Here is a 10,757-nt window from a genome sequence, read left to right as displayed (position 1 = left end):
CGCCGACCGGCATGGTCAAGCATCCGGGCCTGCCGCTGCCGGCCGAGCTGCTCCACGCGGGCATGTGGGTGGCCGACATCGTGTACTTCCCGCTCGAAACCGAACTGATCCACGCGGCGCGCGCGGCCGGCTGCGCCACGTTGCCGGGCGGCGGGATGGCCGTCTACCAGGCCGTCGACGCGTTCGAGATCTTCACCGGACGCACGCCCGACGCCGAGCGGATGTTCGATCACTTTCAGTCGCTCGTCGCGCGCTGACCCCCTTCCAGAAAGAGAGACCAGGAGACGACCATGCAGCACACCACCCACACGAGCGCCGCGCCGGCGCAGGCGTCCGGCACCGTCCGGCGCACCTCGGCGCGCTACAAGATTCTCGCGCTGCTCGCGATCGGCACGATGATCAACTATCTCGACCGCACCGTGCTGGGGGTGGCTGCGCCGCAGCTCACCAAGGAGCTCGGCATCAACGCGGCCGTGATGGGCATCATGTTTTCCGCGTTTTCGTGGACGTACGTGGCCGCGCAGGTGCCCGGCGGCCTCTTTCTCGACCGTTTCGGCAGCAAGGTCACCTATTACTGGTCGATGACGCTGTGGTCGCTGTGCACGTTCCTGCAAGGCTTCGTGCCCGGCGTCGCGACGCTGCTCGCGTGCCGTCTCGGCCTGGGCGTCGCGGAGGCGCCGTGCTTCCCGACCAACAGCCGCGTCGTCGCGACGTGGTTCCCGCAGAACGAGCGCGCGATGGCGACGGGTACCTACACCGTCGGCGAGTACATCGGCCTCGCGTTCTTCAGCCCGGTGCTGTTCGCGCTGATGGGGGCGTTCGGCTGGCGCTCGCTGTTCTGGGTCGTCGGCACGGTCGGCATCGTGTTCGGCCTGGTCTGGTGGAAGTTCTATCACGAGCCGCGCAACCATCCGGGTGCGAATTCGGAGGAGCTGGCGTATATCGAGGCGGGCGGCGGCCTGGTGCACGGCGTGCGCAAGGACGGTGACAAAGGCGGCAAGGGCGCGAAGGGCGAGCAGAAGGCATTCAGCTGGTCGATGGCCGGCAAGCTGCTGAAGAAGCGCCAGCTCGCGGGCATCTGCCTCGGCCAGTTCGCCGGCAACTCGACGCTCGTGTTCTTCCTGACCTGGTTCCCGACCTACCTCGCCACCGAGCGCCACATGGGCTGGCTGAAGATCGGCTTCTTCGCGGTGATGCCGTTCATCGCCGCGTCGGTCGGCGTGATGTTCGGCGGGATCTTCTCCGACTGGCTGCTGCGTCGCGGCAAGTCCGCGAACCTCGCACGCAAGCTGCCGATCATCGCGGGCCTGCTGCTCGCATCGACGATCATTCTCGCGAACTACGTGCAGAGCAACGAAGCCGTGATCGCGATCATGTCGGTCGCGTTCTTCGCGCAGGGGATGGCCGCACTCGGCTGGACGCTCGTGTCGGACATCGCGCCGGACGGCCTGCTCGGCGTCACGGGCGGCATCTTCAACTTCGCCGCGAACCTTGCCGGGATCGTCACGCCGCTCGTGGTCGGCTTCATCGTCGCGTCGACCGGGTCGTTCGTCGGCGCGCTCGTGTTCATCGGCGTGATCGCGCTGATCGGTGCAGCGTCGTACATCTTCGTGGTCGGCGACATCAAGCGGATCGAGCTGTAAGCACCGGCTCCACGCACATCCTGTGCGTTGGCCCGGCAGCCGCAAGGCCGCCGGGCTTTTTTGTTTGCGCGTGCCGGCGGATCCGCCGGCTGGCGCAGTACGACGGCGCTTATGCGCGCTGCACGGCGATGCCGAGCGATTCGATCGCCTGCGCAATTGCCGCGACCGCACGGCGGATATCGTTCGAGTCGATCGCGCCGATGCAGCCGACGCGGAACGTCTCGAGCTGTGTGAGCTTGCCCGGATACAGGATGAAGCCCGCGTCGCGCACGGCGTCGTAGAAGCGGCGGAAATCGTAGGCCGGGTGGTCCGGCGCGTGGAACGTGACGATCACCGGCGCCTGCACGCTCGCATCGAGGAACGGCGCGAAGCCGAGCGCGTGCATCGATTCAACCAGCGTCCGGCAGTTGTCCGCATAGCGCGCGCCGCGCGCCGGCTGGCCGCCTTCGGCGAGATACTGGTCGAGCGCGGCGCGCAGCGCGGCGATCACGTGGGTCGGCGGCGTGAAGCGCCACTGGCCGGTCTTGAGCAAGTACGCATACTGATCGTGGAGATCGAGCGCGAGCGACGGCGAGTTGCCTTCGCTCGCGTCGAGCGCTTCACGCCGCACGATCGCGAACCCCATCCCCGGCACGCCTTCGAGGCATTTGCCGCTCGCCGAGATCAGCGCATCGATGCCGCTGCCGGCCAGCTCGATCGGCAGCGCGCCGAACGAGCTCATCGCGTCGACGATCAACCGCTTGCCGTGGCGCCGGCACACGGCGGCGATGTCGTCGAGCGGGTTCAGGATGCCGGCGCTCGTCTCCAGATGCACCTGCGCGACGTGCGTGATGCGCGGCTCGCGCACGAACGCGGCTTCGATCGCGGCCGGATCGACGGCCGCGTCCTCGCCGAACGGCAACGCGATCGCTTCGATGCCGAGCCGGCCGAGAATCTTCAGGATGCGCGCGCAGTACGCGCCGTTGTCGGGCACCAGCACGACGCCGTTGCGCGGCACCAGCGTGCCGAGCGCCGCTTCGACCGAGAACGTGCCGCTGCCCTGCATCGGCACGCACACATATTCGTCGCCACCGTGCGCGATCGCGACCAGATCCGCGCAGACGCTGGCCGTCAGTTGATTGAAAGCGGCATCCCACGAGCCCCAGTCATGTTGCATTGCGTGGCGGGTTGTGGCGGACGTGGTGAGCGGGCCAGGCGTAAGAAGAATCGGATCTGACATGGTTTTCCCTTGCAAAGGTCGGAAGAAACACCGGGCGGCATTTCTGAATGACTTGCATGATATTGGCAAAATGTGTCATTTTTTGGAAATTGTGGCATTCGTCACGGGTTTGTCATCGAACGCTGTGATCCTTCGCTTGCCGCGCGAAACCTCACTTCAGCGCGGTAGCGAGGCAGGCCGCCGATCGGCCCTGCCCGGAGATAACAGGAGAGCCGGATCGTGCCCCGGCCATTTGGTGTTCCGCCTACGGAGAAGTCAGATGACACTGCAGAAACCCTCGCGCGCCGCTGCCGGCGCGTTCCGCAAGCTTGCGCTGGCCGCGAGCGTCGCCGGTCTGATGGGCGCCGCGCTGCCCGCACATGCGGCGAGCGCGGTCGTGCTGTATACGGCAGACGGTCTCGAGAACCTCTATCGCGATGTGCTGCCGGCCTTCGAGAAGAAGGAAGGCGTCAAGGTCAACATCGTGACGGCGGGCAGCGGTGAAGTCGTCAACCGCGCGAACATCGAGAAGAACTCCCCGAAGGCCGACGTGATCGTCACGCTGCCGCCGTTCATTCAGCAAGCCGGCCAGATGGGCCTGCTGCAGCCGTACCAGAGCGTGAACTACAAGAACGTGCCGGCCATCGCGAAGGCCGAAGACGGCACGTGGGCAACGTTCGTGAACAACTACTTCTCGTTCGCGATCAACCCGGACGTCGTGAAGAACCAGCCGAAGACGTTTGCCGATCTGCTGTCGCCGGCCTACGCGGGCAAGGTCGCGTACTCGAACCCGGCCACCGCCGGCGACGGGATGGCCGTGCTGATCCTGACGACGTCGCTGATGGGCGAAGACAAGGCGTTCGACTACCTCGCGAAGCTGTCGCAAAGCGTGAAGTTCCACACGAAGGGCACGGGCTACCTGAACGTGCTGCTGTCGCGTAACGAAATCAGCGTGGCGAACGGCGACCTGCAGATGGACCTCGACGATGCCGAACACGGCGCGCTGTCCGTCAAGCCGATCTTCCTGGCCGCGAAGGAAGGCGACCAGCCGACCACGTTCCAGCTCCCGTACGGCATCGGCCTGATCAAGAGCGGCCCGAACCAGGACGCCGGCAAGAAGCTGATCGACTACCTGATGTCGACGGAAGTGCAGTCGAAGGTGCCGGACATGTACGGCATCCCGGGCCGCACGGACGTGCCGCTGGCCGGCAAGAACGGCGAAGCGGTCAAGAAGGCGATCGCGGGCGTGAAGCTGATCCCGGTCGACTGGACCCAGGTGATGGCGAAGAAGCCGGTGTGGATCGAGCGCTGGAAGAAGGACGTGATCGGCAGCTCGGGCAAGCAGCTCGACGTCGTCAAGCCGAAGTGATCGGCGCACGCCGCCTGTATTTGTGAGCAAGAGGATGAACCCGGTGGAAACCACCCTGACCCATCCCGGCGCATTCGGCGCCGCCGAACCGCAGGCAACGCTGCGGTCCGGCGCGCCGGGCGGCGTGCAGATCGAACACCTGAGCGTGCGCTACGGCGCACGCACGGTGCTGGAAGATCTGTCGCTGTCGATCGGTGCCGGTGAATTTCTGACCGTGCTCGGCAAGAGCGGTTGCGGCAAGACCACGCTGCTGCGCTTCATCGCCGGGTTCGTGAAGGCCGACGGCCTGACCGGCACGCTGACCGTTGCCGGACGCGACCTGACCTATGCGCCGCCGCACAAGCGCAATCTCGGTCTGCTGTTCCAGAATTACGCGCTGTTCCCGCACCTGACGGTGTTCGAGAACGTCGCATTCGGGCTGCGCGCACGCGGCATGGCGTCGTCGGAAGTGACGCGACGCGTCGCCGATGCGCTGAAGCTCGTGCAGCTCGGCGATGCCGGCCATCACCTGCCCGCGCAACTGTCGGGCGGGATGCAGCAGCGTGTCGCACTGGCGCGCGCGCTCGTGATCGAGCCGGACGTGCTGCTGCTCGACGAGCCGCTGTCGGCGCTCGACGCCAACCTGCGCGCATCGGTGCGCAGCGAACTGAAGGCGTTGCACGAGCGCCTGCCGAACCTGACCGTCGTCTGCGTGACGCACGACCGCGACGACGCGCTCGTGCTGTCCGATCGCGCGCTGCTGATGCGCGACGGCCACATCGCGCAGCTCGGTACGCCGCAGCAGCTGTACGACGCGCCGCAGGACGGCTACGTCGCACGCTATCTCGGCCCGGCGAACCTGCTGCCGCCGCACGTGATCTTCCCGCTCGGCGATCCGCGCCACGAAGTGCGCGGCAAGGTCGCCTGCGTGCGCCCCGAGCGCCTGACCCTGATGCCGCCGGCTGCGGGCGGACTGCACGGCACGGTGTCGTCCGTCGAATGGCAGGGCGCCGACCTGTCGATCGCGGTCACGATCGATGCGGCCCCCGACGAGCCCGTGCGCGTCACGATGCAACGCGGCCGCGGTGCGGCTCCCGAGCGCGGTGCGCGCGTTTCCCTGCATTGCGAGGCAGACGATGTCGTCCTTATCGAGCCCTGAAGCCGGCCTGCCGCCGCACGTGCTCGCATCGGCCGCCGCGCACGCCGCCGCCGCGCGGCGCCGCAAGCGCATGGGCGACCTGCACCTGGCCGTGCTTGCGATCCTCCTGCTGGGCCCGCTCGTCGTCTATCCGCTGGTGCGGCTCGTGCTGCTGAGCGTGTCGGGCGACCACGGGCTGAGTTTTGCCGCGTACCGCACGTTCTTCGGCAACCCCGACACCAGTGGCGTGCTGCTGACCACACTGGGCGTGCTGTTCGCGAGCGCCGGCACCGCGTCGGTGCTCGGTGTGCTGCTGGCCGCGCTGCTGTTCTTCAAGCCGTTTCCGGGCGCGTCGCTCGTCACGCGCTTCCTGGAACTGTACGTCGCGTTCCCGTCGTTCCTCGTCGCGTTCACGCTGATCTTCCTGTACGGCTCGCAAGGCTCGATCAGCATCGCGCTGCAGCACCTGTTCCATCTCGAGAATCCGCCGCTCGATTTCCTGTTCGGCATTGGCGGCGTGATCCTCGCGCAGACCGTGTTCTATACGCCGTTCGTCGTGCGGCCGACGCTCGCGTCGTTCGCGACGCTCGACCTGCGGTTGATCGAAGCCGCGCGCAGCCTCGGCGCGTCCGGGTGGATGCTCGCCCGCCGCGTCGTGCTGCCGATCGCGTGGCCGGGCATCGCTGCCGGTACCGTGCTGTGCTTCCTGCTGACGCTCAACGAATTCGGGATTCTGCTGGTGCTCGGCAGCGCACGGCTCGTGACGCTGCCGGTTGCGATCTACAGCAGCGCGACCGTCGACCTCGACCTGCCGACCGCGTCGGCCGGTGCGGTCGTGATGCTCGCGCTTTCGCTGGCGCTGTATGCGGTTTATCGCCGGGTGAACCGGCGTGCGACGGGAGGGAACGATGTCCGCTGAATTTCGTATCGGGCAAGCCGTGCCGCGCCACCAGATCGGCTGGGGCGACACGGTGCTCAAGCATGCGTCGCGCGCGGCGCTCGCGCTGGCCGCGTTCGCGTGCTTCTGGCTGTTCGTGCTGCCCGTCATCGTCGTCGCGCTGTCGAGCGTGTCGACGCAGTGGTCCGGCACGATTCTGCCGGCTGGCTACAGCCTGCGCTGGTTCGAGCGGCTCGGGTCGCCGGAATACGACGCGCTGCTGACGAGCCTGGAAATCGGCTTCGGCGTATCGGCAGTCGGCACGATCCTCGGGCTGTGGCTCGCGCTGGCGCTCGAAGGGCGCGACCGACGTGGCCTCGGCGCGGTGGTCGACGCGCTCGTGATGGTGCCGAACGGTGTGCCGAGCGTCGTGCTCGGGCTCGCGGTGCTGATCGCGTACCACCAGAAGCCGGTCGACCTGTCGAGCTCGGCGGCGATCGTCGTGCTCGTGCAGCTCGCGTTGATCCTGCCGTTCTGCTATCGCTGCGCGGCTGCCGCACTGCGTCCGGAACTCACCGTGCTGCGCGAAGCGGCGGCGAGCCTCGGTGCGCCGCCCGCGATGGTGCTGCGCCGTGTGCTGCTGCCGCAGCTCGTGCCGGCGCTGCGCGCGAGCCTTGCACTCGGCTTCGCGCTGTCGCTCGGCGAACTCGGCGCGACGCTGACGGTTTATCCGCCCGGCTTTGCAACCGTGCCGATCGTCGTGATCGGCCAGGTGGAGCGCGGGTATTACCTTCCGGCATCGGCGCTGTCGCTGCTGATGCTCGGCGCGTCGCTCGCGGCGCTGCTGTTGATCGCTGCGCGCGTGCCGCGCGGCAAGCGGGTGGCATCATGAACGCCGCGTTCGCATTGCGCCAACCCGGTGAAGCGTCGGCAGCCGGCGCATCGACGGGTCTCGCGGGGCGCGCCGTCGACGTCAACGGCCGTCACTACCGGCTGCCGGTCGAACCGACCGTCGTCGTCTGCGTCGACGGCTGCGAGTACGACTATCTCGAACGGGCTGTGGAAGCGGGCGTCGCACCGTTCATCGGCCGGATGATTTCGGAAGGTACGGCCTGGCGCGCCGATTGTGTCGTGCCGACCTTCACCAACCCGAACAACCTGTCGATCGTCTGCGGCGTGCCGCCGTCGGTCCACGGGATCTGCGGCAACTATTTCTGGGATCCGGCCGCCGACGGCGGGCGCGGCGCCGAAGTCATGATGAACGACCCGGCCTACCTGCGGGCCGGCACGCTGCTCGCCGCGGCGTCCGACGCCGGTGCGCGGGTCGCCGTCGTGACGGCGAAGGACAAGCTGCGCCGGTTGCTCGGCTGGCAGATGAACGGCATCTGCTTCTCGGCCGAGAAGGCCGCGCAGGCGAATCTCGCGGAAAACGGGATCGTCGACGTGCTCGACTGGGTCGGCCTGCCGTCGCCGGACGTCTACAGCGCGGCGTTGTCCGAATTCGTGTTCGCGGCCGGCGTGCGGCTTGCGCAGACGCGCCAGGTCGATCTGATGTACCTGTCGACTACCGATTACGTGCAGCATAAGTGCGAGCCGGGCAGTGCCGGTGCGAATGCGTTCTACGCGATGATGGACGGCTACCTTGCGCAGCTCGACGCGCTCGGCTGGGCGATCGGGCTGACGGCCGACCACGGGATGAACGCAAAGCACGATCCCGCGACGGGCCGGCCGAACGTCATCTATCTGCAGGACGCATTCGACGGCTGGTACGGCGCGCAGGCTGCACGCGTGATCCTGCCGATCACGGATCCGTACGTCGTGCACCACGGCGCGCTTGGCTCGTTTGCGACCATCTATCTGGCGCCGGGCGTCGACCGGGCCGAGGCGATGTGGCGCGTCGGCGGCCTCGACGGCGTCGAGCTCGTGCTCGACAACGCGGAAGCTGCTGCACGTTTCGAGCTGCCGGCCGACCGGATCGGCGATCTCGTCGTGATCGGCCGCCGCGACATGACACTCGGCACGCGCGAACGCGAACACGATCTGTCGGGCCTCACGGTGCCGCTGCGTTCGCATGGCGGCGTGTCGGAGCAGGAAGTACCGCTGCTGTTCAATCGCCGTATCGAGCCGATCGATCCCGCGCGTCGCCCGCGCAACTTCGACGTGTTCGATTTCGTGCTGAACCGGGTCGCGACATGATGGCTCATCCCCGACACGATCATCCGGCGTTTCGCGCAGAGGCGCTGCGCTGGTGCGGCACGCGCGCGACGCGCGAGCGCACGCTCGACGTGATGGACCCTTACACGGGCACGCGCGTCGGGACGGCGCCGCTGGCGAGCGTCGACGACGTGCGCGCGGCATTCGACTACGCGATGGCGTACCGGCCGGCGCTTACGCGATACGAGCGCTCGCAGATCCTCGAGCGTGCGGCCGCGCTGTTGCGCGAGCGCACCGAGGAAGCGTCCGACCTGATCACGCTCGAATCGGGGCTGTCGAAACAGGACTCCCGCTACGAGATCGGCCGCGTGGCCGACGTGCTGAAGTTTGCGGCGATCGAGGCGCTGCGCGACGACGCGCAGAGTTTCTCGTGCGACCTGACGCCCCACGGCAAGGCGCGCCGCGTGTTCTCGCAGCGGCAGCCGCTCGACGGCGTGATCGTCGCGATCACGCCGTTCAATCATCCGATGAACCAGGTGGCGCACAAGATCGCGCCGGCGATCGCGACCAACAACCGTGTGATCGTGAAGCCGTCGGAGAAGGTGCCGCTGTCGGCGTTCTACCTGGCCGACCTGCTGTATGAGGCCGGGTTGCCGGAGCCGATGCTGCAGGTGCTGACCGGCGATCCGCGCGAGATCGCGGACGAGCTTGTCACGCACCCGCATGCGTCGCTGATCACCTTTACGGGCGGCGTCGCGATCGGCAAGGCGATTGCCGCGCGGGCCGGCTACCGCCGCATCGTGCTGGAACTGGGCGGCAACGATCCGCTGATCGTCCTCGACGATGCCGATCTCGACCGCGCGACATCGCTGGCCGTGCTCGGCTCGTACCGGAATTCGGGCCAGCGCTGCACGGCCGTCAAGCGGATGCTGGTGCAGCGCTCGATCGCGCCCGCGTTCACCGAGTTGCTCGTCGAGAAGACGCGTGCATGGAAGTACGGCGATCCGTTCGATCCCGCGAACGAAATGGGCACGGTGATCGACGAGGAAGCGGCGCGGCTGTTCGAGGCGCGAGTGGCGGAGGCGGTCGCGCAGGGGGCGCGCCTGCTGACCGGCAACGTGCGGCGCGGCGCGCTGTATGCGCCGACCGTGCTCGACAACGTCGATCCGTCGATGACGATCGTGCGCGAGGAGACCTTCGGCCCGGTATCGCCGGTGATCACGTTCGACACGATCGACGACGCGATCCGGATCAGCAACGGGACGGCGTTCGGGTTGTCGTCGGGCGTGTGTACGGACAGCACGGCGGCGGTCGTGCGGTTCGTGAACGAGCTGAACGTCGGCACGGTGAATGTATGGGAAGTGCCTGGCTACCGGATCGAGCTGTCGCCGTTCGGCGGGATCAAGGATTCGGGGCTCGGTTACAAGGAAGGCGTTCAGGAGGCGATGAAGAGCTTCACGAACCTGAAGACGTTTTCGCTGCCTTGGGAGTGAATGAATGGCATTGACGGTGGAAGAGATCCACGGGCTGTATCGCGAGCATGGCCATGTGGCCTATAGCGGCGAGCCGGTCACGCAGCTCGAGCATGCATTGCAGAGCGGCTTGCTGGCGGAAGAGGCGGGGGCTGACGAAGCGCTGGTCGCGGCCGCGTTCCTGCATGACCTCGGGCATCTGCTGAATCGCCAGGGCGAGACGCCGAGCGCGCGCGGGATCGACGATCTGCATCAGTATTACGTGCTGCCGTTCCTGCGGCCGCTGTTTTCCGACGCGGTGCTGGAGCCGATCCGGCTGCACGTGGACGCGAAGCGCTGCCTGTGCCGTACCGACGCCGGCTATTTCGAGAGCCTGTCGCCGGACTCGGTGCGCAGCCTCGCGTTGCAGGGCGGCATCTTCAGTGAAGAGGAGACGGCGGCGTTCCTGCAACGTCCGTTCGCGGAGGACGCGCTGCGTCTGCGCCGCTGGGACGATACGGCGAAGGAAGAGGGCAAGGTGACGCCGAACCTCGATCACTATATGGAGATCGTCGCGCGCCAGGTGCGCGCGGCCTGACGGTTCGGCTGCCTCTATATAAGGCCCCGCACGCGGTAGCGTGCGGGGCCTTATATTTTTTGAGAAACCCCTTGCGCAGATCGAAGAGGCTGCCTACAATCACGCCTCTTTCGCGCTAACGGAAACGCGGCGCGGGAGAGGGAAGCAAGGGTTGGCAGTGTGCTGGAGTCTGTAGCACGCAACTGGCCTGGAAGTTGAACCCCGCAGTCGCAACGATGTAGTGAAAAAGTTGTTGACGAAATGCGAAACACGGTTCATAATCTCGCTTCTCTGCTGCTGAAAACGCAGCGCTGCTGAGAAACACGAAGTTCCTCGCAGAATGCTCTTTAAAAATTAACAGCCGATAAGTG

General features: G+C 66.9%; 11 protein-coding genes. 9 read left to right on the top strand and 2 right to left on the bottom strand.

The features are described from left to right. A partial coding sequence (locus G3N99_RS26455; protein ID WP_206123861.1) for a shikimate dehydrogenase occupies positions 1–257 on the top strand: 257 nt, incomplete at its 5' end. 33 nt (positions 258–290) lie between these two features. Beyond that, positions 291–1,643, top strand: coding sequence for an MFS transporter (locus G3N99_RS26450; protein ID WP_174940963.1), 1,353 nt, complete (start codon positions 291–293; stop codon positions 1,641–1,643). Between the two features lie 109 nt (positions 1,644–1,752). Here G3N99_RS26450 and G3N99_RS26445 read toward each other — a convergent pair whose 3' ends face one another. Next, positions 1,753–2,862 carry a 2-aminoethylphosphonate--pyruvate transaminase gene (locus tag G3N99_RS26445; protein WP_174940961.1) on the bottom strand — a complete coding sequence of 370 codons (1,110 nt, stop codon included), beginning with the start codon at positions 2,860–2,862 and terminating at the stop codon, positions 1,753–1,755. A 259-nt stretch (positions 2,863–3,121) separates the two neighbouring features. Here G3N99_RS26445 and phnS point away from each other — a divergent pair, with 259 nt between their 5' ends. The 7 genes from phnS to G3N99_RS26410 are packed head-to-tail and all read left to right on the top strand — an operon-like array spanning position 3,122 to position 10,407. Continuing rightward, positions 3,122–4,210: a 2-aminoethylphosphonate ABC transporter substrate-binding protein gene (gene phnS, locus G3N99_RS26440; RefSeq protein WP_174942176.1), complete on the top strand. Its 1,089-nt coding sequence runs from the start codon at positions 3,122–3,124 to the stop codon at positions 4,208–4,210. A gap of 34 nt (positions 4,211–4,244) precedes the next feature. After that, positions 4,245–5,348, top strand: a complete 1,104-nt coding sequence (phnT, locus tag G3N99_RS26435) for a 2-aminoethylphosphonate ABC transport system ATP-binding subunit PhnT (protein ID WP_011353963.1) — start codon at positions 4,245–4,247, stop codon at positions 5,346–5,348. After that, positions 5,326–6,246, top strand: a complete 921-nt coding sequence (locus G3N99_RS26430) for a 2-aminoethylphosphonate ABC transporter permease subunit (RefSeq protein ID WP_174940957.1) — start codon at positions 5,326–5,328, stop codon at positions 6,244–6,246. The genes phnT and G3N99_RS26430 overlap by 23 nt, the downstream gene beginning before the upstream one ends. Next, positions 6,236–7,096, top strand: coding sequence for a 2-aminoethylphosphonate ABC transport system, membrane component PhnV (gene phnV, locus G3N99_RS26425; protein WP_069252527.1), 861 nt, complete (start codon positions 6,236–6,238; stop codon positions 7,094–7,096). The genes G3N99_RS26430 and phnV overlap by 11 nt, the downstream gene beginning before the upstream one ends. Continuing rightward, positions 7,093–8,400 (top strand): phosphonoacetate hydrolase, encoded by a 1,308-nt coding sequence (gene phnA, locus G3N99_RS26420; protein ID WP_174940955.1) that lies wholly within the window; start codon positions 7,093–7,095, stop codon positions 8,398–8,400. Before phnV ends, phnA begins: the two co-directional genes overlap by 4 nt. Continuing rightward, the gene (gene phnY, locus G3N99_RS26415) at positions 8,397–9,851 is read left to right on the top strand and encodes a phosphonoacetaldehyde dehydrogenase (RefSeq protein WP_206123860.1); all 1,455 of its coding nucleotides are present in this window, start codon (positions 8,397–8,399) and stop codon (positions 9,849–9,851) included. Before phnA ends, phnY begins: the two co-directional genes overlap by 4 nt. 4 nt (positions 9,852–9,855) lie before the next feature. Then, on the top strand, positions 9,856–10,407 hold the full coding sequence (locus G3N99_RS26410) for a phosphonate degradation HD-domain oxygenase (protein ID WP_206123859.1): 552 nt from the start codon (positions 9,856–9,858) through the stop codon (positions 10,405–10,407). Between the two features lie 115 nt (positions 10,408–10,522). On the opposite strand, the gene G3N99_RS26405 is transcribed toward G3N99_RS26410, so the two are convergent. Next, positions 10,523–10,757, bottom strand: a 235-nt coding sequence (locus tag G3N99_RS26405) for a hypothetical protein (RefSeq protein ID WP_206123858.1), incomplete at its 5' end; no start/stop codon positions are given.

The sequence above is a fragment of the Burkholderia sp. Ac-20392 genome (genome assembly GCF_017104585.1).
Taxonomy (GTDB): Bacteria; Pseudomonadota; Gammaproteobacteria; order Burkholderiales; family Burkholderiaceae; genus Burkholderia; species Burkholderia lata.
The sequence above is the reverse complement of the archived record's forward strand: the minus strand, read 5'-3'. Positions and strand labels throughout refer to the sequence as shown.